Raw genomic sequence first — 23,397 nt, 5'->3', positions numbered from 1 at the left:
CAGCGTGAATCTCGTCTCGAGCCGGGTGCAGGTCAGCGACCGCTACGAGGAGTTGAACGAGTACTTCCGCTCACGCCGATGGACCGACGGCCTGCCGATCGTGCCGCCGACCGAGGAGCGGGTGGCCGCGATGCTGTCGGCCGTCGACCTGGATCCGGCGGTTTCCCTCGGCAAGATTGCACCGTCATGGGAGGAGGCAGTGCTGGAGAAGGTCGCCGTCAACGCCGTGATGGCGGGCTGCGCCCCCGCCTTCATGCCGGTGGTCGTGGCGGCAATCCAGGCGATGTGCGATCCGAAGTTCAATCTGTACAGCGTGCAGGCCACCACCCATCCCGTCGCGCCGCTGGTGATCGTCAACGGGCCGATCGCCCGCCGGCTCGGGATGAATTCCGGCTCGGGCGTGTTCGGTCCCGGCTACCACGCCAACGCCACCATCGGCCGTGCCATCCGGCTTGTGCTCCTCAACATCGGCGGTGGGTGGCCCGGCGAGGGCGACATGGCGACGCAGGGGCAGCCGTCGAAGTACTCGTACTGCATCGCCGAGAACGAAGCGGCCAATCCCTGGGAGCCGCTGCACGTCGAGCGCGGTTTCGCGCGCAATGACAGCGTGGTCACCGTGTTCGGCGGCGAGTCGCCCCACAACGTCAATGATCACGTGAGCACGACCGCGGCTGGTGTACTGGGCGTGATAGCCGACACGCTGACGTCGCTCGGCGGCAACACGAAGTGGTACTTCGCCGAGAGCGAATGCGCGGTCGTCCTCGGCCCCGAGCACGCGGCGACCATCCATCGTGACGGCCTGACGAAGGCCGACGTCCGCCGGATGCTGTACGAGACCGCCCGCCGCTCGTTGCGTGATCTCAAGCGCGGCGGTATGTGGCAGATGCACGACTGGCCGCGCTGGATGCAGGCCATTGCAGACGATGAGGCGCGGCTGCCGATCATTCCCGGCCCGGAGGCCATCCTGTTGCTCGTCGCCGGCGGTCCTGGCAAGCATTCCGCGGTGATTCCGAACATGGCCGTGGGGCTGGCCGTGAGCCGGCAGGTCGCCGCGTCTTGAAGAGGGACGCGTTTCGTCGGGACCGGCGCGAAGCGTCGCCTGGGCGGTCACAACTCGTTTTCCTCCAGCACGTGCTGCAGCAGCCGTTGGATGCCCTGCCGCGCGAACGCCTCCAGGGTCTCCCATTCGGGTCTTGACTCCGCTGCCTCCGCGATGCTCGGCCCCTTCATGGGCGGTGTCTCCTTCTCTGGCGTTCGCGCGCCGGGGGTTCGTTGGTCGCGAACCGAAGGCTACACCGCCCTCTCTGCGTTTACATACCCAATGACCTTACCTCCCGGCGAAGAAGATTCGGCCGTCCATAAGCCGGGATAACTTTCGCCCTTGACTTGTGCCGGTCGATCGCCTTACCTTCGCCGCAGACGGTCGACAAAAAGGATGACAAGACGGTTGACCAGAAAGAAGACAAAGAAGACATCGAGACTACCCGCCTCATCGCGGGCGTACGAGCTCGCGGCCCGGCTGGAGGGCGAGATCATCACCGGGAAGCGAAAGCCGCGTGAGCGGCTCGTCGAATTGGAGCTGGCCACGGCCTTCGGGGTCAGCCGGGCTCCGATCCGCGAGGCGCTGCGGATGCTGGAGCGTGAGGGACTCGTGTCCAACGGCCCTCGGGGTGTGCAGGTGGCGGCCATCACCTCCGAGGAGGTCACCGACACGTTCGAGATCCTAGCTTATCTGGAGGATCTCTACACGAGCCGGGCCGCTCCCCACATCGGGTCCGACGGCGTCGAGCGCATGCGCAGGATCCTCGAGGACATGGGGCACGCGGTCGAGGTGAACGACGTTCACCACTACTACGACCTCAATCTCCAGTTCCACCAGGTCATCCGCGATGTGTGTCCGAACCGGAAGTTGATCCACCTCCTGGAGAACTTGGGCAAACAGACGCTGCGGTACCGCCACCTCGCCATGTCGCTGCCGGGTCGGCTCCGGGTCTCGCTCGACGAGCATCGGGGCATCCTCGACGCGCTCGTCCAGGGAGATGCCGCCGCGGCCGGCCGCCAGGCGAGGCTGAGTGCGGAGCGCGCCTACCGGGCGCTGGCTGACCTTCTCAGACAGAACCCCCAGCTCGCGTGAGCCGGGGACACAAGGAGATACCATGACCGCCAAGCCTACCGACTCGACGACGAAGCCGCTCGCCCGCCCGCAGGAGACGCGCACCGAAGCGCAGTGGCTCGAGATCGCGCGCGAGTACAGCTTCCGAGGCCGCATGGACAAGGGCAGCTTCAGCGGTCCCGTCCTCGCGGAAGGCCGGGGCTCAGTGGTCCGTGATGTCAACGGCCAGGAGTACCTGGACTTCAACTCGGGGCAGATGTGCTCCGCCCTCGGCCACAGCAACCCCACGGTCGTGGACGCCATCAAGGAGAGCTGCGACACGCTGATCCACGCCAGCAGCAGCTATTTCAACGTGAAGGAGATCGAGCTGGCCCGCCGGCTCGGCGAGATTGCTCCGCCACCGCTGAAGAAATCCATGTTCCTCGGCTCGGGGAGCGATTCCAACGAGGCGGCCGTCGCCATCGCCAAGAAGTACACAGGGGGCTTCGAGGTGGCGAGCCCGCACGTGAGCTTCCACGGGATGTCGGAGGCAAGCCGATCGCTCACCTTCGCGGGCTGGCACCAGGGCTACGGACCCATGACCCCCGGCAGCTACGCCATCATGGCTCCCTACTGCTATCGCTGTCCGATCGGCCTCACCTTCCCCAAGTGCGAGATCGCCTGTCTCAAGGGGAGCATGGAGGTCCTGGACGCCCAGTCCACCGGCAGCCTGGCTGCCGTCATGACCGAGCCCCTGTTCAGCGCGGGCGGCGTCATCGAGCCCCCTTCCGGCTGGCTGGGCGCCCTCAAGCAGGCCTGCCGGGAGCGTGACATGCTCCTGATCTTCGACGAGTCGCAGACCGGGCTCGGCAAGCTCGGCAGCATGTTCGCCTGTGAGCAGGAGGGCGTGATTCCGGACCTGCTCACCATCGCCAAGCACTTCGGCGGCGGCATCGAGATCAGCGCGGTGCTCACGACCCCCGAGATCGAGGAGGTCGTGGCGGAGCGCGGGCTCGTCATCGGGCACTCGCACACCAACGACCCGCTGCCCTGCAACGCCGCCATTGCCAGCCTCGACGTGATCGTCGGCGACAACCTGCCCGAGCGCGCGCAGGAGGTCGGGAAGTACTGGCGGAGCCGGCTGGAAGAGCTGGCCGCCAAGCACGAGGTGATCGGCGACGTCCGCGGCCGGGGATTGATCCAGGGCATCGAGCTGGTGCGGGACCGCCACTCGAAGAAACCGTACTTCGAGATGGGGAAGGCTCTCTCCCGCCACTGCCTCACCGGCGGTCTCCTCTTCAGCGTGCGCCGGAACGGGAGCGTCATTCGCTTCGTGCCTCCCTTCTACTCGACCCATGGCGAGCTGGACCGGGCCGCCGACATTCTCGACCGCGGGCTCACCGCGGCCGTCGAGGAGCTGAGCCGCTCTCGGTGATCGAGTTCCACGGGGTGAGCAAGTGGTACGGCGCCCACCAGGTCCTGAGCGATATCGACCTCAAGGTCGCCGCGGGCGCGGTGGTCGTGATCTGTGGGCCCTCCGGCTCCGGCAAGAGCACCCTGCTTCGGTGCATCAACGGCCTCGGTCACGTCCAGCAGGGCGAGGTGATCGTGGACGGCCGGGTGCTGGGTGCCCCCGAGACCGACCTGGGCCGGCTCCGGGCGGAGATCGGCGTGGTATTCCAGTCCTTGAACCTCTACCCGCACATGACCGTGCTCCAGAACATCGCCCTGGCGCCGGTCATCGTGCGGCGCCAGCCGCGCGCCGAGGCCGAGCGCGCGGCCCGGGCCTTGCTCGCGCGGGTGGGCATGCCCGAGAAGGCGGAGTCCTTTCCAAGCCAGCTCTCGGGAGGCCAGCAACAGCGCGTGGCCATAGCCCGCGCGCTCGCCATGCAGCCCCGGATCATGTTGTTTGACGAGCCCACCTCCGCGCTCGATCCGGAGATGATCACCGAGGTCCTGGACGTCATGGTCGGCCTCGCGCGCGACGGGATGACCATGGTGGTGGTCACGCACGAGATGGGGTTCGCGCGGAAGGTCGCCGACCGCATCGTGTTCATGGACGAGGGCCGCATCGTCGAGGAGGGGCCGCCCGAGGCCTTCTTCGCTCGTCCGGCCAATCCCCGTACACAAGCGTTCCTCGGCAAGATCCTGGTTCATTGATGGCCCACCGCCCTGAAAGGGCATCCCACAAGGAGGGAACGACGATGCGAGTGACACGGGTGCTCACGGCGGTGTTGGTGGCGGCTCTCATGGTGGTCTGGGCGGGCTCGGCGACGGCGCAGGAGTCCACGCTCGAGGTCGTGAAGAAGCGCGGGACCCTGATCGCGGGTGTCAAGGCCGACTATCCCCCGTTCGGCTACACAGACAAGGACGGGCAGCTCGTCGGCTTCGACATCGAGATCATGAACTACGTGGCGAAGAAGCTGGGGGTCAAGCTCGACCTGCGTCCGGTCACGTCCGCGAACCGCATCCCGATGCTGTCGAGCGGCACCATCGACGTGCTGGCCGCGAGCTTCACGATCACGATCGAGCGCGAGAAGGTGGTGGACTTCACGATCCCGTACTTCCTGAGCGGCGGCAGCTTCCTTGTCAAGAAGGGCAGCGGGATCAAGGGCTACGCGAGCCTGGCCGGGAAGACCGTGACTTTCACCCAGGGCACTCCGTGGGAGAAAAAGACCCTGCAGGAGCAGCCGCGGGCCAAGACGCTCGTCTTCCAGGACAAGCCGCAGGCGGTGCTGGCGGTGAAGCAGGGCAAGGCCGATGCGTACGTGGACGACGACATTCCCCTTTACCTCTTCGCGAAGGAGCATCCCGAGCTGGAAGTGGTGAGCGGCGCGACGGCCAAGCAGCCGATGGGGATCGCCGTCCGCGAGAACGACTCCAAGTGGCGGGACTTCATCAACTTCACGCTCATCGAGATGTGGGAGGACGGGACCTACAAGGCCGTCCACCGAAAGCTCTTCGGCGTCGATCCCGATCACGACCTGCGGATCTTCCCCTGGAAGCTCTAGCGCCCTAGCGATCTCGGGCGCCCGCGAGGCGGCCCCATGGCCTACAAGTTCGACTGGGGCGTGCTCCTGGTCTACCGGCACCTGCTCTGGCAGGGGCTGCTCCTAACAGTGCAGATCTCCGCCCTGAGCATGGTACTGAGTCTCGTCCTGGGTGGGGTGCTCGGGCTCGGGCGCCGGGCGGGGGTGATGCCCGTCCGGTGGCTTTGCGGTGCTTACGTCGAGTTCTTCCGGAATATCCCGCTGATTGTCCAGCTCTTCTTCTGGTACTTCGCGGTCGGTCTGGAAGCCTTCCCCGCCGCCGTGATCGGGTTGACCGTCTACACGAGCGCGTACATCGCCGAGGTGATTCGCTCGGGCCTGCAGTCGATTCCCCGCACACAGATCGAGGCCGCGCGCTCCTTCGGCATGACGCCGTTCCAGGCCCTCCGCCATGTCGTCCTGCCGCAGGCCCTGATGCGGGTCATTCCACCTCTCGGCGTCGAGTTCATCAACGTCATCAAGAACTCGTCCATCGCCATGACCATCAGCGTGACGGAGCTGACGTTCCAGACCCAGCAGATCGAGTCCCTGACGTTCCGCGGCTTCGAGGCCGCCACCGCCATCACGATCCTCTACGTACTCCTCGCCTCCTCGATCGTGCTGCTCATGGCCGCGATCGAGCGGTTGGTGCGGCTGGACCTCCGGGTGGGTTGATCGCCGTGGATCTCCGCGTCATCGTCGAGAACCTGCCCTACATGCTCACCGGTCTTCGGTGGACGATCATCCTAGCGGCGGTCAGCATGGCGGGGAGCTTCGTGTGCGGAGCCGCGTTCGCGATGCTGCGGCTTTCCCCGTGGTGGTGGGTGCGGTGGCCGGCCATTCTCTATATCGACATTGTCCGCACCGTGCCCCTGATCATGGTGATCTTCTGGGCGTTCTTTCTCGTGCCCGTGCTCACGGGTCACGCCACGACCCCCGTGAAAGCGGCGCTCTTCGCCCTCATCCTGTTTAACACGAGCTACATGGCGGAGGTGATCCGAGCCGGGATCCAGTCGATCCCGAAGGGACAGGTGGAGGCGTCCCGCGCCATCGGGCTCACCTACCTCCAAGCCATGCGTCATGTGGTGCTGCCCCAGGCGTTGCGGCACATGAGCCCGGCCCTCGTGAGCCGGTTCATCGCGCTGTTCATGGGCACCTCGCTCGTCTACATCATCGGCGTGACGGAGTTCTTCCGCGCAGCCAACAATGTGAACAACCGCGTGTACCGTTCGTACGAAATCTATGGGTTCGTGGCCATCGTCTACTTCGTCTGCTGCTACGCACTCTCGCTCGCGAGTGCCGCGTTGGAGCGCCGCTTCGCGGTGCCCGACGGCGCGGGATCGGAGACGCGAGCGGGTGCCCTCACGGTGCGTGACCGGCCCTGGGGCGTGCGGACGGTCACCAGCGTGTTCGGCCGAGTGACAGGGTCCGACTTCCGGCGCCCGGAGTGAGTAATCGTCCAGCGGCGCCTGAGATCCGCGAGAGGATTCTGCGGTAACGTGGCCTTGATCGTCGATCTCCGAGAGCATCACGACTTGAGGCGACATTGAGCGTTTCGATATCCAGCGACGTGTCCTCCGCCGCCATTGGTCCCACTCGGACATTGCCCAACTGACCAGACGTGCTGACACGGTAGCCTCGTATCAGCCGTATCAGAGAAGACCGGGCTGCGCATCAGCTCGCTGGCAAAGCGGCCTCTCGTGACCCCTCGGATGACTCCCGGTCGCCGCCCTCCCGGTCGGCGTCCTTGCCACTCGTGGCTGTTGAGGATCTCACCCAAGCCTCAGGGCCCGAAGACGGTACGAGGCCTGCCACACCCCGGCCGGTTACGTCGGCGAACACCCTCGCGAGCCCCATCAGCAGTTCGTGTTGCACGGCCGGTGTCCCGCCAAAGCCCATCCGAACCCGGCCTTCCCTGTGGCATCGCGCGCGGATCCCGGCAGCGCGCATGGGACAAGTCAAACCCGGCCTCCAAAGAAGAAGACAGGAGCGGGTTAGTAAAGCGCGTTCCACTAGGATCTTGGAGGAAGGGGTCCGCGACGGCCTAAACCACTGACGTGCGTTGCAATGCGCTGGAGTGTGCCTGCCTTGGGCACAAATCTGGGCACAAACTCAATCCAGGGGGAATTTCGAAGCGGCCAACCTTTTGAAAAAATGGTGGGCAGTGCTCGACGACAATTACATCTGCGCTCCTCACATGTAGTTGACGTCGAGCAGGGCAGGGACGGGATTGAACCGCCGACACCAGGATTTTCAGTCGATCGGACGGGTCCAGACCATACCCGGCCATCGTCACACATCGTTGACAATCAAGCGGATAGTGGGCGGTAAGCGTCGCCCATCATAGCGTTCGCGGGGCATGGTCGCCGATAGTTTCGGCAAAGCTACTGCCGCAGAAATGTTTCGCCGATCGTTGGCAACCGCGGCCCTCGTCCCTGGCGAAAGCTATCGGTCTGACAAGCGGCGGCGCCAAAGCCTGGGTGTGGAGGGCCGCGGGCAACTGCTGTCGAACCGAGAAATCGGCGACCCGCTGATCAAGAGGCCTATCCCGGACCAGACACCGCTAGACTCGGATGGCCTAAGTTCCCAACAACTCGAACTTTGGCCGTGAGACCTTTGCTTCCTTGCTATTTGCGTCACACAGAAGCGACTGTTGTTGAGAACCACCTTCCAGGTGGGGAAGCCCTACTACCAGGCCGAAACCGCCCTCCGGGTCCTGGATCTCATCGAGGCCCCGGCTGAAACAAAAGGGCCCGCAGCGCGCTTACGCTGCGGGCCCCGAATGGTGGAGGCGGTGGGAATTGAACCCACGTCCGGAAACCCTCCGCGACAGGCATCTACATCCATAGCCGGTTGTCTTGTGCTCTCGCCACCCATCCCTCCAACCGGCTGGTTGTCAGGGCGGCCAGCTCCTAAAAGTCTCGCCCCTCACCCAAGAGCGGGGTTCGGAGCCAGTCCCCGGAATATGACGTCCGAACCCGCACCCCGTTGACCCGATGCGGAGGACGCTGGCGGGTGTTAGGCCGCCAGAGCTAGCTGGTTGTCGGCAGCTATGACCGTGCCCACAGTTTTACGAGGAGCGAGCACCTCGGGATGCCACCTGCGCTTCATTGATCCCCGTCGAAACCGGTCGCCCCCCTTTCAGGCGCGCTGCCGCGCCCGTGCTTCTTTCGCCATCTCGCGCTTCGCCTCGCGCTCGCGAAGGCTCGCGCGCTTGTCGTGGAGCTTCTTGCCGCGCGCCAGCCCCAGCTCGCACTTGGCGCGCCCACCTTTGAAGTATAGACGAAGCGGGATCAGGGTCAACCCGCGCTCGGCGACCTTCCCCAGAAGCCGCCCGATCTCCTTCTTGTGCAGCAGGAGCTTGCGCCGCCGCTCCGGGTCGTGGTTGGCGTCGGTGCCGTGGTGGTACGGCGCGATGTAGCAGCCGATCAGCCATGCTTCGCCGTTGTCGACGGCGGCGTAACAGTCCTTGAAGTTGACCTGGGACTCGCGGAGCGACTTGACCTCGGTCCCGCGCAGCACGATGCCGGCCTCGTAGGTCTCAAGGACCTCGTAGTCGTGGTAGGCCCTGCGGTTCGTGCTGATGACCTTGTCAGCGGCCATGGTGTCCCGAAACCCGCGTGCCCCTTGACTTCACGGGCTCGCTCGGTATTCTAGTGAGGCTTCCCAAGCCGAAGTGGCGGAACTGGCAGACGCGCATGGTTCAGGGCCATGTGCCCGCAAGGGTGTGGGGGTTCAAATCCCCCCTTCGGCACCAAAGATTGCTCAGCGGGCGTGCCGCTTAGTGTACTCGGTCGGCCCGAACGTCAGCGGGAGTATTTCGGGAGTACCGCAGCGGCCGCCTCCGCAGGGTTCGTGCTCGTCTCCATCCCCTCCATGCCTCGCACGGGAGCACTGCCGTCCCGCCGCGTCCGGTTCGGGATGTAGCGCGCGTACACGCTGAACGGCATCTGGGGGCTGGCATGCCCCAGCATGAGCAGCTTTCCCCGAACCGTTCCGGTTACCGTACGGCTCACGCTGAGCCGTTCAGCGGCTATCGCCCAGGAAATGCCGCCGCGCATTGCCCTCAGGATCGGCGATCGCCGGCCCGGCAATCTCCCGGTATCCCCCGGTCCCGGCCTTCTCTCGTCTCTTCGGGACGGTAGACCAGTGAGCCTCGCTCGGGTCAAGGCGCTGGCGTTCGCGATCTTCGGCACCGTCGTCGACTGGCGGTCGGGCCTCATCCGCGAGGGCGGGGCGCTCGGCCGCGCCAGGGGCCTCGGCTGCTGAGCCGTGGGTGGCGGCGCCTACTTGATCGCGCCGACCGTAAAGCCGGCGATGAAGCGGTCCACGAAGAAGTTGTAGAGGATGGCGATCGGCACGCTCGCGATGAAGCAGCCCGCCATCAGCGAGCCCCAGAAGTACACGTCGCCGTGGACCAGGAAAGTCGGCACGCCCACGCTGACCGTGTAGTTCCGGGCGGCGGTGATGAAGGTCAGCGCGTAGACGAACTCCTGCATCACCAGCGTGAGCGTGAAGATGATGACGGTGAGGATGCCCGCCATCGAGAGCGGCACGACCACCTTCACAAAGGCCCCGAGCCGGCTGTGGCCGTCGATCATGGCCGCCTCTTCGAGGTCGGGCGGGATCGCCTTGAAGAAGCCCATGAGCAGCCACGTACAGAACGGCACCGTAAACGACGGGTAGACCAGCACGAGAGACCACAGCGAGTCCTGGAGCCCGAGGTCGCCGATCACGCGCGACATCGGAATGAACAGGAGCGTCGGTGGCACCAGGTAGGTGAGGAAGATGCCGATGCCGAGAGGCTCGCCCCAGCGCCCCGCCAGCCGGGCCAGCGCGTACCCCGCGGGCAGCGCCAGGACGAGTGTGATCACGACGACCAGGAGGCCGACGAAGAGCGTATTGGCCAGCCACCGCCCGTAGAGCGTCTCCTCGAACAGGACGCGGATGTTCTCGAGCGTCGGCGGCTCGTTGTAGACGAACGGGTTGTTGGCGCGCTTGAGCAGGTCGCTCTCCCGCTTGAACATGGTGATCAGCATCCAGTAGAAGGGGAAGGCCGTGAAGACGGTGAAGAGGCCGACGATCCCGAAGTGCCCGGCCCGGAACCCCCAGCGCCGCGCCCGCTCGGCCGCCATCACATCACCTCGGTCCGGCGGGCGGCGCGGAGGAAGGCGATCGCCACCGCCACCAGCAGCGGGAACAGGAAGACCGCGATTGCCGCACCCTCGGCCATGTCGCCTCCCTGGATGCCCGTGAAAAAGGCCAGGCTTGCCAGCACCTGGGTGGTGTCGTAGGGACCGCCGCGCGTGAGCACGAAGATCACGATCATGTCGGTGAAGGCGAAGACGAGGCCGAAGAGTCCCGCCACGAGCATGATCGGGTGGATGAGCGGCATCGTGATCTGGAACAGGTGCCGGAAGAAGCCGGCACCGTCCACTTGGGCGGCGTCGTGGATGTCGTGGGGGATCGAGGTGAGTCCCGCGAGCAGGATGACGGTGGCGAGCGGGAGGATCCGCCACACCTGGATCAAGATGACAGACCCCATGGCCAGATACGGCACGCCCAGCCACATGTACCAGCCGTCGGCGCCGATGAGCCCGAGCGCCTCCAGGGTCCAGTTGATCACGCTGTAGGTGGAGTCGAGGATCCAGAGCCAGCCGATCGTCCCCAGCGAGATCGGCGCCACCCAGGGCAGCAGGATCAGCAGGCGTACGAACCACTTGCCCCGGAAGTCGCGCGAGAGCGCGAGCGCGAGCACCGTGCCCAGCACCACCACGAGGATCTGGGACACGATCGCGAAGACGAACGTGTTCTTCAGCGAGGTCTGGAACTTCGTCGTCTGGACGACGCTCGCGAAGTTCTTGAGCCCCACGAAGCCGAGCGTGCGGCTGCCCATGCTGATATCGCTGACGCTGTAGTAGAGCGCGAGCAGGAACGGCACGCCCAGGACGAGGACGATGTAGAGCACGGCCGGCCCGATCATGAAGGGCCCGAGCCACTCGTCCCGATCCAGCAGGAAGCTCAGCCTGCGCCGCCCGCTCACAGGGGCCGGGCCGCGGTTCGGAGGCCCGTCGCCTTGTCGAAGAACTTGAGATCTCGCGCCCGGACGCCGAACTCCTGCGTGCGCCCCGCCTGCACCGTCACCTCCACCGTGGTGGCGAGCCGCGCGATGACCCGCGCGCCCTCGAAGCGGCCCTCGAGGACGCCGTAGAGGAGCCGGTCGGCGCCGAGATACTCGATGCGCGTGATCCTGAACGGCAGCGCGGTGAGGCTCGCGGCATCCGTGAGGGCGGCCCGCGGCAGGAAGTGCTCGGGGCGGAAGCCCACCAGCGCGTCGGGCACCTCCACGAGGTTCATGGGCGGTGAGCCGAGGAAGCCGGCCACGAAGGTGTCGGCCGGCTCGTCGTACACGTCCGTCGGCGTCCCGATCTGCCGCACCCGGCCGCCCTGCATGACCGCGATACGGTCGCCGAGCCCCATGGCCTCGATCTGGTCGTGCGTGACGTAGATCGTGGTCGTGGCGATGCGCCGCTGGAACTGCTGCAGCTCGTCCCGCGCCGAGGCCCGGAGCTTGGCGTCAAGGTTCGAGAGCGGCTCGTCCAGCAGGAACACGGCAGGCTCGCGCACGACGGCGCGCGCCAGCGCCACCCGCTGGCGCTCACCGCCCGAGAGCTGTCGCGGCTTGCGCTCGAGCAGCCGCTCGATCCCGAAGAGCGCCGCGGCCCACTCGACCTTCTTCGGGATCTCGTCCCGCGCCAGGCCCTGGGCCTTCAGGGGAAAGGCGATGTTCTTGAACACCGACATGTGCGGGTAGAGGGCGTAGGACTGGAACACCATCGCGATCTTGCGGGCGCGCGGGGGCAGGTCGTTGACGGCCTGCCCCCCGATCAGGATCTCGCCCGCCGTCGGCCGCTCCAGTCCGGCGATGATCCGGAGCAAGGTCGTCTTCCCGCACCCCGACGGCCCCAGGAGGACGAGGAACTCGCCCTCCTTGGTGGACAGGTCCACCCCGTCCACCGCCCGAACGTCACCAAACCGCTTGCTGACCCCCCTGGCCTCGACGATCGCCACCGGCGCTTTAGACCAGCCCCTTCTCCTTCCACTTGGCGAAGATCCGCTTGCAGGCGGTGTCCGCTTCCTTGAGCGCCTCCTCCGGCGTCGCCGAGCCGCTGGCCGCCTTCGCGAACATCACGTTGAGCACCCAGGTGCCGAAGATCTCGTCGATCGCGGCGTTCGCGTAACCCGGATAGCCCACGTTCGTTGCCCACTCGAGGACGTCCTCGAGCACCTTATACTTGTCGGGCGGGTGGCCCTTGGGGTCCTTGGCGATCAGCCTGGAGAGGTCCGGAACGGTCTTGGGGAAGCACGGGAAGTCGTAGAACTCGCCGGCGACGAAGGCCTGCCGGAAGTCGGTCGTGTAGTCAACGAGGAACTTCTTGGCGCCCTCGATGTTCTCGGCGAACTTCCAGACCACGTAGCACTGCATGACGTGCTCGAGGCCGATGGCGCGCACCGGCCCGCGCAGCGCCTTCGTGAGCTGGATCTTCTTGGAGATCTCGGGGTCCTGCTTCTCCGCGGTGCGGGTGATCGAGATCGCGTTGAGCGCGAGCGAGATCTTGCCCGCGATCATCGCGCGGTTGTTCGAGGAGGCGTCCCAGGTGAACACCTCGGCGGTCATGGCCTCCTGGAAGAGGGCCTTGACGAACTTGATCGCCTCGAGCGTCTCCTTCGAGTTCAGGGTCAGATTGCCGGCCGCGTCCTGCTCGTGGGCGCCGAACGCGTACATGATCGTGCGCATGGCCATGCCGGTGTCGATCTCGTTGGCGAGGCCGATGCCCACGGGGTTGTTGAACTGCTTCTTGATCTTCGCGCCCGCCGTGCGCACCTCGTCCCAGGTCTTCGGGCCGTTGGGCAGTCCGACCTCCCCGAAGAGGTCCTGCCGGTAGTTCACCGGGTCCGGCGTGAAGGACGGCGAGAAGGCGTAGTATTTCTTCGTCTTCGGATTGTAGGTGCTCTTGACCCCGAGGTCGATGGGTTTGCCGGCCTTCCGCTCGACCTCCTGGTAGACGTCCTTCATGTCCACCGTCTGCTCTTCGAAGGTGGGCGGCGGCCAGTTGAAGAGGAAGAGGTCGTGGCCCCTCTGGGCCGAGATCTCGGCCGCCGCGCGCGGGTTGATGCCCGCGATGCCGATGTTGTCCACGGTGACCTCGGTGTCGTTCTTCTTCCCCCACTCCACCGCGTACTTCTTGTTGAACCAGTCGTCGTAGGCCGGGACGAAGTGGACCCACTGGAGGATCCGGAGCTTCTTCGCCGCGTGGGCGCGGCCGGGGATGATGATGTTGGCGCCGAGCCCGGTAGCGAGCGCCCCCGCCCCCGCGCCCGTCACCTTGAGAAACCGCCGCCTGTCGACCGTCTGCTCTGCCATGATCTTCGCCCTCCTCGAGGTTAAGGACCGCACCACGAAGGCACTGTTAGCTTCCCGCCCGGGACGATCCTAAGTCGCGGGCGGGGACCTGTCAACAGCGCGGTGCCGGCGCGCCTCATGGTCGAATGGGCGTCGAGCCATGGCCCCGCGCCCCGCCGAGACCCGCATCCTGCGCGGGATCTTCTCCATCGTCCTCGCCACCGTCTTGTTCGTGATGATATAGGCCGTGTTGGCGAAGAAGAGCAGAAGTCCCGCCACGTTGAGGACCCCTCCCCACTGGGCGAGCCGGGGGCAACGGGATGAGGTCGCCCGTCACCCGCAGAACGAGCGTGGAAAGGACGAGCGCACCGGCAGCGAGGAAGGCGTCTCGGCTCCGGAGATCGCAGGGGTGGCGGCCGCCACGTCCTCGGGAGCCATGGCTTCGGTGGCGCAGTCACCCGGCCCAGCCGCGGCGCTCCATGGCCGCGTCGACATCATCGACGTCTCCCAGGCAGGCTCCCAGACCAGCTCGACGCTCACGGACTTCACTCCAGAGCCGTTTTGCCAGATCGCCCCTTCGGCACCACCCCCAGCGAGCCCACCTCCGACAACAGCACCCGCCGGCCGAGCCTAGACGACTCGTGGGCGGCTTCCACGACCCTGAGCGCGGTGAGCCCCGCCTCGACGTCCACAGCCGGCGGCGTCCGCGTCGCCACCGACTCGAGGAACAGCGTGAGCTCGTGGCCGAGCGGCTCCTGTCCCGACGCCTTGTGGGTCTCGACGGCACCCTCCGGCGCCTGCCAGCCGCCGCCTTCCTTGATGTGGACATTCTGGAGCACGCGCACCTCGCCAGTGCCGAAATCGCCCGCCAGCGTTGCCTTCTCGCCCACGATAACGCAGTCGCGATACGTGCCGGGCGCGAAGTAGCCGGCTTCGATGAAAGTCGGGACGTGACCATACTCGACGGAGCAGAACGAGAGATCGTCCATCCCGCGGCCGAGGAAGTCCCGGAGCGTGGCGGTGACCGCCGTCGGCGCGTCGCCGAGCATATAGGCGAAGAGATCGAAGTAGTGGATGCCGTCCGTCTGGGTCACGCCCACGTCCGTGCGCGGCCGCTTGAAGCCCGCGAAGCGCCCCGTGCAGTAGCGCACGGCGCCGACCGCGCCGCTCCGAACCCGCTCGCGCATGAACTGGGTCACCGGGTGAAAGCGGAAGATGTGGCCGACCTGGAGGATGCGCGTGGTCGAGCCCACCACGTCGGCCAGCGCGCGCCCCTCGGCCACGGTCAGCGTCAGCGGTTTCTCGACGAAGCAGTCCTTGCCGGCGTGCAGGCACTCGCTCGCGAGCGCCAGATGGTTGTCGGCCGGCGTGACGAGGTCGACCGCGTCCACGTGAGGCAGCGCGGCGCGGAAATCGGCGACCGCGCGCGCCTCGGGCACGCCCGTCTTGACGGCGAAAGCCCGGCGCTCCGCCGACACGTCGGCGACCCACACCTCGCAGCCCAGTTCGCCCAGCACACGCAGGTGCTTCTCACCCCAGCGCCCCAGCCCGATCAGCAGCACCTTCACTCGCGCGTTCTCCTCTCGTCGCTCGGGCCCTCGCCGCCCAGGTCCTCGGCGATCTCGTAGCGCAGCAGGCGGTCCTTCATCCAGCGCACCGCCAGGAGATCCTTGAAGGCGCTCCAGGCGCGGTTGCCGATGCCGTACTTGGACTCGCCGAATCGGCGCGGCCGGTGGTTGACCGGCACCTCCAGCACGCGATAGCCGCGCATCTTGAGGAGCGTCGGGACGAAGCGGTGGAAGCCTTTGTAGAGGACCAGGTCGCGCAGGCACTCGCGCCTGAAGGCGCGGAAGGTGCACCCGCTGTCCTGGACCGTCTCCTCGGTGAGCGCGTTACGGACCCTGTTGGCAACGCGTGACGACGCGCGGCGGACCCACGAGTCACCGGTGCCCCGGTTGACCCGCCAGCCCGTCACCGCGTCCCACTGGTCCAGGTGCGCGAGCATGCCCGGAATATCGTGCGGGTCGTTCTGGAGGTCGGCGTCCATGACCACGACCCATCGGCCGCGCACGGATTTGAAGCCGGCGTCGGTCGCCGCGGTTTCGCCGGCGTTGGCCTTGAGCCGCACGAGGCGCGCCCGAGGATCCTGCTCGTGGAAGGCCCGCACGATCTCCGCGCTCCGGTCCCGGCTGCCGTCATCGACGAAGATGACCTCGTAGCTGAGCTTTGTCGGAGCGAGGACTTCGCGGATCTCAGGCCAGAGGAGCGGCAGGTTCTCCTCCTCGTTGTAGACCGGGACCACGATGGAGAGATCGAGCGCGGCCGCAGGCACGCGAGCGAAGCCGGAGGCGATGCCGCTCACCCGCGCTGCGGCGGGTCGATGCGCCGGTTGGTACCCTGCCACTCCGTGACCAGTTGCTGTGGCAGGCCGAGCCTGTCGAGGACACGCGCGAGCGTGTGATCCACGAGGTCCTCGATCTGCTTGGGCCGGTTGTAGAAGGCGGGCATGGGCGGCAGGATGACCACGCCCATCTCCGCGAGCGCCACCAAGACGCGCAAGTGGCCCAGATGAAGCGGCGTCTCGCGCACCACCAGGATGAGCGGGCGCCCCTCCTTGAGCGTCACGTCCGCCGCGCGCGTCAGCAGGTTGTCTGCTAAGCAGTGGGCGACGGAGGCCGCCGCTTTGACGCTGCACGGCACGATGACCATGCCGTCGGTCTTGAATGACCCCGAGGCGATGGCCGCGCCGATGTCCTTGTTGTCGTAGTGGCGCGTGGCCAAGGCTAGGACGTCCTTCACCGCCCAGTCGGTCTCTTCTACGATGGTGCGCTTGGCCGGGTCCGACACGACCAGGTGCGTCTCCACGTCGGGCAGCCCGCGCAGGAGCTCGAGGAAGCGGATGCCGTAGACGGCGCCAGAGGCCCCGCTGATCCCGACCACGATGCGCTTCACAGCCTGAGCCTCCGCTTGTAGACCTCGTCGCGCGTCTTGTTGTAGAGGACTTCCCACTCTGCGCTGCCCTCGGGCGCCGGCCGCGAGTAGCTTCCGAGCGTCTTCCGGACCTCCTGGTCCACCGTCTCCTCGAGGCGGCCCTCGTCCTCGAGCACCCGGAAGATCTCGGTTCTCAAGTGAGTGCGGACCTTTTCGTCGGCGATCTGCCGGATGACGACGCCCTCGACGGCCGCGAGGTCACTAACGATGCGCTCGGCCAAGCCGAAGAGGCGCTCGCGGCTCATCCGCATCACAGGATGAACCCCCGCTCGCGGGAGAGCTTGGTTTTGGCCAGGGTGACGAGGCGCTTGTAGTCGGAGGCCGAGTCCTTGATCAGCTTGGCGTTTTCGAGGAGCAGGGCCTTGACCTCGGCCTCGATCTTCTCCTCGGCCAGGAAGTTCTCGGCCAGGATCTGGCGGACCACTTCCCGGGCCCGGGGCTCGTCCTTGATATCGGCGAGCTTCCGGGTGACCAGCCGCTTCACGACGGCCTCCGCCATCCTTCCCGCGATCTGGTCACGCCTGGACATAGGCCCGCTTGAGACTACACGCACGCCTCGGAAGGTGTCAAGCGAACTGGCCGAAAAATCGGCCAAATCCGGGCTTTTCAGGCCGGCAGAAGCACCCGGAAGCGCGAGCCCTTCCCCGGCAGGCTCTCGACCTCGACGAGGCCCCCATGGGCGTGGGCCAAGGCCCGGACGAGACTCAAGCCGAGGCCAAGCCCGGGGGCCGCCGCGGTCTCGGGGTGGGCGATCCGCACGTAGGGCTCGAAGATGCGAGGCAAGGCCTCGGCCGGGATGCCGACGCCATCGTCCTCGACGGCCAGCTCGACCAGGCCCGGCCGATCCGCCGCGGGTCTTGCCTGCACGAGGACGCGGCCGCCGCGCGGTGAGTACTTCACGGCATTGGACAGGAGGTTCTTGAGCATCCGGTCCACCGCATCGCGGTCGGCGCAGAGCGGCGGCAGCGACGCGGCCACGCTCAAGTCGAAGCGATGGAGCGCGTGCTGGCACGCGAAGACCTCGACATTGCACTCGACGAGCTCGCGGAGATCGAACGGCTCGCGGCGCAGCGAGAGCCCGCGGCCGGACTCGATCCGCGAGAGGTCGAGGAGATCGGCGACAATGCGCCCGAGGCGCTGCGACTCGGTCTGGACGTGGTGGAGATAGCGACGCGCGCGGTCGGGCGGCACGTCGCGGGCGAGGAGCAGCTCGCTGAACCCCTGGAGCGCGGTCAGCGGCGTGCGAAGCTCGTGCGAGACCACCGAGAGAAACTCGCTCTTGGCCTGGTCAATCTCGCGCAGCCGTTGCGTGGCCCGGGCGACTTTGTCCTCGAGCTCCTCGGCGAATCGCCGCTGGCGCTCCGTCAGCCGCGCGTTCTCGACCGCCAGCGCCACGTGGAGCGCCAGCGCCTGCGCGGCGCCGCGGGTGGAGGCTCCGAGATCCCTGTTTCGCTCGATGGTGAGCGTGCCCACCGGACCTTGTCCCGCGTCGAGCGGCAGGACGAGCCGCCGGCAGGGCGTCGCCGAACCGCTCGATGGGCTGTCCGCGGGCTGCGATGCGTCGGGAGCGCTCGCCGTCAGCGGGGCGCCGTCTCCTGCATCCAGGAGGAGCCTCACCCTGTCCACGCCGAGGGCCCGACGCGTGAGGGCGGCGACCTGGGCCAGCCGCGCGCCGAAGGTCGTCTCGCCGGCCAGGCTCCGCTGGATCTCGAGGAGGGCGCGGAGCTGGGCCCCGCGGCCGCGCGATTGATCGACCAGGCGGCCCACGGTCAGCCCCATCGCGAGCGGGATGGTGAGCGAGACGAGACCGTCTACTACGGGTCTCGACAGGCCGGCCCGCTCGATCAGGGGAAAGATCAAGGGCGCCTGGAGAAACCCGGCCAGGAGCCCGACCAGCGCGCCGCCGTGAGCGCCTCGGGCCCATGCGGCCCAGAGCGCCGGAAGCAGATAGAGGTGGCGCAGCGGCGATCCGTCGTCGCCTGTCCCTGCGGCGATGGCCGCAGCGATCAGCGCCACCAGTCCGAGCGGGCCCGCGATCACACGAAAAGCGCCCGGTAGGCGGCGAAGAAGGCGATCGTGGCGAAGTAGCCGGGCACGAGGCTGCCGCTCCACGCGCGTAGCGCGCAGCAGGCGAGCCCCAGAAGCGACAGGTAGAAGGTCGCGCCGGCCATGGCCTCGATCGCCTGAGGGAGCGCGGGGTCGAGGAGATAGCGGACGAGCGCGCACGCGGTAGAGACCACGGCGGCGGGCCAGAAACTCCACCGCCGCCAAAGGGCCGAGAAGATCGCGCCGCGGAAGAGCCACTCGGCCGTGAGCGCATTGACCCCGACGTCGTAGGCGAGCGCCGCCAGGTAGCGGCCTCCGTCGGGCACGGAGACCGCGTACCCCAGCGTGAGCGAAGCGGCGATGATCAGGTGAAGCCCGAGGAAGGTCCCCGCCGCCGCTCCCAGGAGGATGGCGCGCGGTGCGTGAGGTAGGCGCCAACCGATCCGCTCGAGATTACGGCGCCACGCGCCGGCGTCACGGGCGAGGACGAGCGGCACGAGCAGATACGCCAGCGCGCCCGCGAGAGAGACCCGGGCGGCCAGCGCGGCCAGGACGAGCGCCGCCGCCCCGCGGAGCGCCGGTCCGCGCCAGCCCTCCCGTCCGTCGAGAGCCACCACCCACCCGGCGGCGAGAAATCCCGCATGAAGCGACGCGCTGGCGAGCGCATGGCCGATCCCGCCCGCCGCGCCAAGCCCAGTCTCGGCCGCCAGGCCCGCGCCTACGCCCAGCGCCGCCGTGGCGGCGACCACGGCGAGCGGGCGCGCGATCGACGGCGCGCGCGCCGCCCGCTCAGTCTCGAACGGGCCAGTCAGGAGGCGCATGGGCGACCATGTCGGAGAAGAGCCTCGTGAGCCGCGCGTCGAGCGTACGCCCCGCCTCGGCCGCGAGCCGCTCGAGGGCCTCGGCGTGGGTCAGGCCGCGCCGGTACGGCCGCTCGGAAGTGAGCGCGTCGTAGACGTCGGCCACGGCGACAACGCGCGCGCCGAGCGGTATCGTCTCGCCGGAAAGCCCGTCGGGATAGCCGCTGCCGTCCTCGCGCTCGTGGTGATGGCGGACGATGAGGGCGCCCTCCGCGAAGGACTCGAGCGGCGCCACAATCTGGGATCCCGTGACCGGATGCCGCCGCATGACGGCCCATTCCTCCTCGGAGAGTGGCCCGGGCTTCCTGAGGATGTGCTCCGGCACGCCGATCTTGCCCAGGTCGTGGAGCAGACCGGACTGGGCGATCACTTCCGCCTGCCGCACGGTCAACCCCGCTTCGAGCGCGAGCCGGCGCGCCAGCGCCGCCACGCGGTCCGAGTGTCCGCGCGTATACTCGTCCTTGGCCTCGAGCGCGTTGGCCAGCCCGAGCAGGCTTTGGAGGATGGAACGCTGCAGCCGCCGGTGTGTCTTCTTGAGATCGACGGCGTAGGCGAGCGACTGCTGGTAGGCGGCGCGGAGCTTGTCGTGGGCGCGCACCGTCTCCTCCTCGCGCACCCGCGCCACCTCGTAGAGATTCTTGAGGTCGCGCGCGTAGGCCAGAGCCTGAGCCAGCGCTACGTCGGCCGCCACGACCGCGTCTCCGGCAGGAGCGCCTCGACGAGAGCCAGGAGCGCCAGCGGCGAGAATGGCTTGGTCAGGTACTCGTCGGCGCCGGCGCCGAGGCCGCGGGTTCGGTCTGCCTGCTGGCCGGCGGCCGTGAGCATGATGATGGGCGTGCGCGCGAAGGCGGGCTCACGCCTCAGCTGCCGGCATACCTCGAGGCCGTCGAGCCGCGGCATCTGCACGTCGAGGAGCACCAGGTCCGGCTTGATCCGGCGCGCGAGAATGAGCGCCTCGGCGCCGTCCGAGGCCTCGACCACCCGCACGTCGGCGTCTTCGAGCGTAAAGCGCACCAGTTCCACGATGGAGGGCTCGTCGTCCACTACCAGGATGGTCGTCATGGCCGCGTTGACTTGCGAGCGGCATGCCATGCGCGAGACCGTTATGCGGCGGAGGGTTGCGTAGCGGCGGGCGCCGCTTCTGCCTCGGGAACTGGGCGGTCAGACGTTCCGGCTGCACCGCCTGCGGGGCATGCCGCTACTGCGACTGGGAGCGCGAAGCCACGAGTAGGCGCGTCAGGGCGCGGGCCAGGGCCGTCAGCGCGCGGGCGAAATCGATCTCCGCCGCGGAGCCGTCGGGGCCCTTGCCCTGCAGGCGCATCTCGGCGCGCTGGCGGGCGCTCTCGGCACGCTCCCGGTCGATCTCCTCCGGCCGCTCCGCGTGGTCGGCCAGGATGATCACGCGCTCGGGGCGCACCTCGGCGAACCCGCCCGCCACGGCCAGGTGGTGCTCCTGCTGGCCGCTGCGATAGACCACCTCTCCGGGAGCCAGCGTGGTCAGAAAGGCCGCGTGTCCGGGCAGGACGCCAAAGTAACCCTCGACGCCCGGCGCGACAACCTCGTCAACCTCGGCGGTGACGAGCATCCGCGTCGGAGTCGCGAGCTCGAAGAGCATTCTACTCAGCGTCTCGGCTCGAACGACATTACTTCACTTCGGCCATCTTGCGGGCCTTCTCGCGCGCTTCCTCGATGCCGCCGACCATGTAGAACGCCTGCTCGGGCAGGTCGTCGCAGAGGCCGTCCACGATCTCTTTGAAACCCTGGATCGTGTCGGCGAGCTTGACGTAGCGCCCCGGCTGGCCGGTGAAGGTCTCGGCCACGTGGAACGGCTGCGAGAGGAAGCGCTGGATCTTGCGGGCGCGCGACACGGTGAGCTTGTCCTCGTCGGAGAGTTCTTCCATGCCGAGGATGGCGATGATGTCCTGGAGGTCCTTGTAGCGCTGGAGTATCAACTGCACGGCACGGGCGATTGCGTAGTGCTCGGCGCCCAGGATGACCGGGTCGAGGATCCGCGAGGTCGAGGCGAGCGGATCGACGGCGGGGTAGATCCCCAGCTCGGCGATCTGGCGCGAGAGCACCGTCGTCGCGTCCAGGTGGGCGAACGCCGCCGCGGGCGCCGGGTCGGTGATGTCATCGGCCGGCACGTAGATCGCCTGCACCGAGGTGATGGATCCCTTCTTGGTCGACGTGATGCGCTCCTGGAGCGCGCCCATCTCCGTGCCGAGCGTGGGCTGGTAGCCGACGGCCGAGGGCATGCGGCCGAGGAGCGCGGAGACTTCGGAGCCCGCCTGGGTGAAGCGGAAGATGTTGTCGATGAAGAGGAGGACGTCCTGGCCCTCTTCATCGCGGAAGTATTCGGCGGAGGTCACGCCCGTGAGCGCCACGCGCAGGCGCGAGCCCGGCGGCTCGGTCATCTGGCCGAAAATGAGCGCCGTCTTCTCGAGGACGCCCGACTCCTTCATCTCGTGGTAGAGGTCGTTACCCTCGCGGGTGCGCTCCCCTACCCCGGCGAAGACGGAGATGCCGCCGTGCTGTTTCGCGATGTTGTTGATGAGCTCCATGATGAGCACGGTCTTGCCGACGCCGGCGCCGCCGAAGAGACCCGTCTTGCCGCCTTTCGTGTACGGCTCGAGCAGGTCCACGACCTTGATGCCGGTCTCGAACATCTCGACCTTGGTCGATTGCTGCTCGAAGGAGGGCGCCGGCCGGTGGATCGGCCGGGTCTTGGTCGCCGTGAGCGGCCCCGCCTTGTCCACGGCTTCACCCGTGATGTTGATGATGCGTCCCAGCGTCTCCTTGCCCACGGGAATCGTGATCGGCTGCCCCGTGTCGTTGACCGGCATGCCGCGCGTCAGCCCGTCGGTCGCCGCCATGGCGACGGCGCGAACACGGCCTTCGCCCAGGTGCAGCGCCACCTCGAGGACGAGCTTGGCCGAGTATGCGAAGACGTCGGTGCTGCCCGCGTTGGGCACCTCGAGCGCGTTGTAGATGGCCGGCAGCTTGCCGGGCTCGAACTCGACGTCGACCACCGGGCCGATGACCTGGACGATCTTGCCTTGGCTCATGACCGATCCTTTCTCTGCTTCTCGCTACGCTTCGACTGACTGGCGAAGGGCTTCCGCCCCGCCGACGATATCCAGGAGCTCCTTGGTGATGCGCTCCTGGCGGGCCTTGTTGTACTGAATGGTCAGGATATTGATCATCTCGCGGGCGTTCTTGGTCGCGGACTCCATAGCCGTCATGCGCGCGCCGTACTCGCCGGCCACCGACTCCATGAGCGCCCGGTGGACCTGCGTGGTCACGTGGCGCGGCAGGAGCGAGGCCAGGATGGCCTCGGGACCGGGCTCGTAGAGGTACTCCTCCTGCGGCCCCGCGTCCTCGCCGCCGCCATCCTCGGCCTCGATCGGCAGGAGCTGCTGGCGCACGGGGCGCTGCACGGCGACCGAGCGGAACTCGTTGTACAGGAGGTGGACCTCGTCCATCTCCTCCGCGAGGTAGTCCTGCATGAGCCCGCCCGCCAGCTCCTGGGCATGGGAATAGGCCAGCCGGTCGAAGAAGCCCAGCATCTCGGTCTTGACCGTGAACTGGCGGCGGCGGTAGAAATCGCGGGCCTTCTTGCCCACCACGACGAGCGTTACCGAAGCCTCCTCGGCCCCGCGCAGGAAGCGCAGCGACTCGCGGAGGATGTTGGAATTGAACGCGCCGCAGAGCCCCTTGTCCGCCGTGATGATCACGAGCCGCTTGCGCCCCGCATCGCGCCGCGCGAGCAGCGGATGGATCTCGTCTCCAGAGTGTCCGGCGAGACCTCCGAGGAGCTCACGCATCTTCGCCGCGTACGGGCGCGCCGCGAGGATGCGCTCCTGCGCGCGGCGAAACTTCGACGCGGCCACGAGCTTCATGGCCTTCGTGATCTTCTGCGTCGACTGGACGGATCGGATCCGCCGCTGGATGTCCCGGAGCGTCGCCATGGGTCGG

General features: G+C 67.4%; 28 protein-coding genes, 1 tRNA gene and 1 other RNA gene. 8 read left to right on the top strand and 22 right to left on the bottom strand.

The window, feature by feature from the left end:
* The first annotated feature begins 4 nt into the window (after positions 1 to 4).
* A complete protein-coding gene (locus Q7W02_22895; GenBank protein MDO8478985.1) occupies positions 5 to 1,060 on the top strand; it encodes a hypothetical protein in 1,056 nt (351 codons plus the stop codon).
* Positions 1,061 to 1,107: 47 nt separating this feature from the next.
* Here Q7W02_22895 and Q7W02_22890 read toward each other — a convergent pair whose 3' ends face one another.
* Positions 1,108 to 1,230: a hypothetical protein gene (locus tag Q7W02_22890; protein MDO8478984.1), complete on the bottom strand. Its 123-nt coding sequence runs from the start codon at positions 1,228 to 1,230 to the stop codon at positions 1,108 to 1,110.
* 217 nt (positions 1,231 to 1,447) lie between these two features.
* Here Q7W02_22890 and Q7W02_22885 point away from each other — a divergent pair, with 217 nt between their 5' ends.
* From Q7W02_22885 to Q7W02_22860, 6 genes are read left to right on the top strand one after another with little or no spacing between them, the layout of a single operon-like run.
* Complete coding sequence (locus Q7W02_22885; GenBank protein MDO8478983.1) at positions 1,448 to 2,134, top strand: GntR family transcriptional regulator; 687 nt, start codon at positions 1,448 to 1,450, stop codon at positions 2,132 to 2,134.
* A gap of 22 nt (positions 2,135 to 2,156) precedes the next feature.
* Positions 2,157 to 3,527 carry an aspartate aminotransferase family protein gene (locus Q7W02_22880; protein ID MDO8478982.1) on the top strand — a complete coding sequence of 457 codons (1,371 nt, stop codon included), beginning with the start codon at positions 2,157 to 2,159 and terminating at the stop codon, positions 3,525 to 3,527.
* A complete protein-coding gene (locus Q7W02_22875; protein MDO8478981.1) occupies positions 3,524 to 4,252 on the top strand; it encodes an amino acid ABC transporter ATP-binding protein in 729 nt (242 codons plus the stop codon). The genes Q7W02_22880 and Q7W02_22875 overlap by 4 nt, the downstream gene beginning before the upstream one ends.
* A gap of 44 nt (positions 4,253 to 4,296) precedes the next feature.
* A complete protein-coding gene (locus Q7W02_22870; protein ID MDO8478980.1) occupies positions 4,297 to 5,103 on the top strand; it encodes a transporter substrate-binding domain-containing protein in 807 nt (268 codons plus the stop codon).
* Between the two features lie 36 nt (positions 5,104 to 5,139).
* Positions 5,140 to 5,796: an amino acid ABC transporter permease gene (locus tag Q7W02_22865; GenBank protein ID MDO8478979.1), complete on the top strand. Its 657-nt coding sequence runs from the start codon at positions 5,140 to 5,142 to the stop codon at positions 5,794 to 5,796.
* Between the two features lie 5 nt (positions 5,797 to 5,801).
* A complete protein-coding gene (locus tag Q7W02_22860) occupies positions 5,802 to 6,572 on the top strand; it encodes an amino acid ABC transporter permease (protein MDO8478978.1) in 771 nt (256 codons plus the stop codon).
* Between the two features lie 1,332 nt (positions 6,573 to 7,904).
* On the opposite strand, the gene ssrA is transcribed toward Q7W02_22860, so the two are convergent.
* Positions 7,905 to 8,259: a transfer-messenger RNA gene (gene ssrA / locus Q7W02_22855) on the bottom strand.
* A 3-nt stretch (positions 8,260 to 8,262) separates the two neighbouring features.
* The gene (smpB, locus tag Q7W02_22850; GenBank protein MDO8478977.1) at positions 8,263 to 8,724 is read right to left on the bottom strand and encodes an SsrA-binding protein SmpB; all 462 of its coding nucleotides are present in this window, start codon (positions 8,722 to 8,724) and stop codon (positions 8,263 to 8,265) included.
* 67 nt (positions 8,725 to 8,791) lie between these two features.
* On the opposite strand from smpB, the gene Q7W02_22845 reads away from it, so the two are divergent.
* Positions 8,792 to 8,878 (top strand) — tRNA-Leu (locus Q7W02_22845).
* 49 nt (positions 8,879 to 8,927) lie between these two features.
* On the opposite strand, the gene Q7W02_22840 is transcribed toward Q7W02_22845, so the two are convergent.
* From Q7W02_22840 to atpG, 19 genes are all read right to left on the bottom strand, one after another.
* The gene (locus Q7W02_22840) at positions 8,928 to 9,137 is read right to left on the bottom strand and encodes a hypothetical protein (protein MDO8478976.1); all 210 of its coding nucleotides are present in this window, start codon (positions 9,135 to 9,137) and stop codon (positions 8,928 to 8,930) included.
* Positions 9,138 to 9,407: 270 nt separating this feature from the next.
* Entirely contained in the window at positions 9,408 to 10,256 is an 849-nt protein-coding gene (locus Q7W02_22835; protein MDO8478975.1) for a carbohydrate ABC transporter permease, read from the bottom strand.
* A complete protein-coding gene (locus tag Q7W02_22830; GenBank protein MDO8478974.1) occupies positions 10,256 to 11,104 on the bottom strand; it encodes a sugar ABC transporter permease in 849 nt (282 codons plus the stop codon). Before Q7W02_22830 ends, Q7W02_22835 begins: the two co-directional genes overlap by 1 nt.
* Positions 11,105 to 11,160: 56 nt before the next feature.
* A complete protein-coding gene (locus Q7W02_22825; protein MDO8478973.1) occupies positions 11,161 to 12,192 on the bottom strand; it encodes an ABC transporter ATP-binding protein in 1,032 nt (343 codons plus the stop codon).
* A gap of 7 nt (positions 12,193 to 12,199) precedes the next feature.
* Positions 12,200 to 13,546 (bottom strand): extracellular solute-binding protein, encoded by a 1,347-nt coding sequence (locus tag Q7W02_22820; protein ID MDO8478972.1) that lies wholly within the window; start codon positions 13,544 to 13,546, stop codon positions 12,200 to 12,202.
* Positions 13,547 to 13,615: 69 nt separating this feature from the next.
* Positions 13,616 to 13,804 carry a hypothetical protein gene (locus tag Q7W02_22815; GenBank protein ID MDO8478971.1) on the bottom strand — a complete coding sequence of 63 codons (189 nt, stop codon included), beginning with the start codon at positions 13,802 to 13,804 and terminating at the stop codon, positions 13,616 to 13,618.
* Between the two features lie 54 nt (positions 13,805 to 13,858).
* Positions 13,859 to 14,065 carry a hypothetical protein gene (locus Q7W02_22810; protein ID MDO8478970.1) on the bottom strand — a complete coding sequence of 69 codons (207 nt, stop codon included), beginning with the start codon at positions 14,063 to 14,065 and terminating at the stop codon, positions 13,859 to 13,861.
* A 5-nt stretch (positions 14,066 to 14,070) separates the two neighbouring features.
* Entirely contained in the window at positions 14,071 to 15,093 is a 1,023-nt protein-coding gene (locus Q7W02_22805) for a Gfo/Idh/MocA family oxidoreductase (protein ID MDO8478969.1), read from the bottom strand.
* The gene (locus Q7W02_22800; protein MDO8478968.1) at positions 15,090 to 15,887 is read right to left on the bottom strand and encodes a glycosyltransferase family 2 protein; all 798 of its coding nucleotides are present in this window, start codon (positions 15,885 to 15,887) and stop codon (positions 15,090 to 15,092) included. The genes Q7W02_22805 and Q7W02_22800 overlap by 4 nt, the downstream gene beginning before the upstream one ends.
* Entirely contained in the window at positions 15,884 to 16,477 is a 594-nt protein-coding gene (locus Q7W02_22795; protein MDO8478967.1) for a UbiX family flavin prenyltransferase, read from the bottom strand. The genes Q7W02_22800 and Q7W02_22795 overlap by 4 nt, the downstream gene beginning before the upstream one ends.
* Positions 16,474 to 16,761, bottom strand: a complete 288-nt coding sequence (locus Q7W02_22790; protein ID MDO8478966.1) for a DUF507 family protein — start codon at positions 16,759 to 16,761, stop codon at positions 16,474 to 16,476. The genes Q7W02_22795 and Q7W02_22790 overlap by 4 nt, the downstream gene beginning before the upstream one ends.
* A gap of 5 nt (positions 16,762 to 16,766) precedes the next feature.
* A complete protein-coding gene (locus Q7W02_22785; GenBank protein MDO8478965.1) occupies positions 16,767 to 17,015 on the bottom strand; it encodes a DUF507 family protein in 249 nt (82 codons plus the stop codon).
* Positions 17,016 to 17,122: 107 nt separating this feature from the next.
* Entirely contained in the window at positions 17,123 to 18,556 is a 1,434-nt protein-coding gene (locus Q7W02_22780; protein ID MDO8478964.1) for a histidine kinase dimerization/phospho-acceptor domain-containing protein, read from the bottom strand.
* Complete coding sequence (locus Q7W02_22775; GenBank protein ID MDO8478963.1) at positions 18,553 to 19,383, bottom strand: hypothetical protein; 831 nt, start codon at positions 19,381 to 19,383, stop codon at positions 18,553 to 18,555. Before Q7W02_22775 ends, Q7W02_22780 begins: the two co-directional genes overlap by 4 nt.
* Entirely contained in the window at positions 19,352 to 20,113 is a 762-nt protein-coding gene (locus Q7W02_22770) for an HD-GYP domain-containing protein (protein MDO8478962.1), read from the bottom strand. Before Q7W02_22770 ends, Q7W02_22775 begins: the two co-directional genes overlap by 32 nt.
* A complete protein-coding gene (locus Q7W02_22765; protein MDO8478961.1) occupies positions 20,098 to 20,484 on the bottom strand; it encodes a response regulator in 387 nt (128 codons plus the stop codon). The genes Q7W02_22770 and Q7W02_22765 overlap by 16 nt, the downstream gene beginning before the upstream one ends.
* Positions 20,485 to 20,620: 136 nt before the next feature.
* Positions 20,621 to 21,037 (bottom strand): F0F1 ATP synthase subunit epsilon, encoded by a 417-nt coding sequence (locus Q7W02_22760; protein ID MDO8478960.1) that lies wholly within the window; start codon positions 21,035 to 21,037, stop codon positions 20,621 to 20,623.
* A 28-nt stretch (positions 21,038 to 21,065) separates the two neighbouring features.
* A complete protein-coding gene (gene atpD / locus Q7W02_22755; GenBank protein MDO8478959.1) occupies positions 21,066 to 22,487 on the bottom strand; it encodes a F0F1 ATP synthase subunit beta in 1,422 nt (473 codons plus the stop codon).
* A gap of 24 nt (positions 22,488 to 22,511) precedes the next feature.
* Positions 22,512 to 23,390: an ATP synthase F1 subunit gamma gene (atpG, locus tag Q7W02_22750; GenBank protein ID MDO8478958.1), complete on the bottom strand. Its 879-nt coding sequence runs from the start codon at positions 23,388 to 23,390 to the stop codon at positions 22,512 to 22,514.
* Positions 23,391 to 23,397 lie beyond the last annotated feature (7 nt).

It is taken from the genome of Candidatus Rokuibacteriota bacterium (genome assembly GCA_030647435.1).
GTDB lineage: Bacteria > Methylomirabilota > Methylomirabilia > Rokubacteriales > CSP1-6 > AR37.
This window is presented reverse-complemented; position numbering and strand designations above follow the sequence as displayed.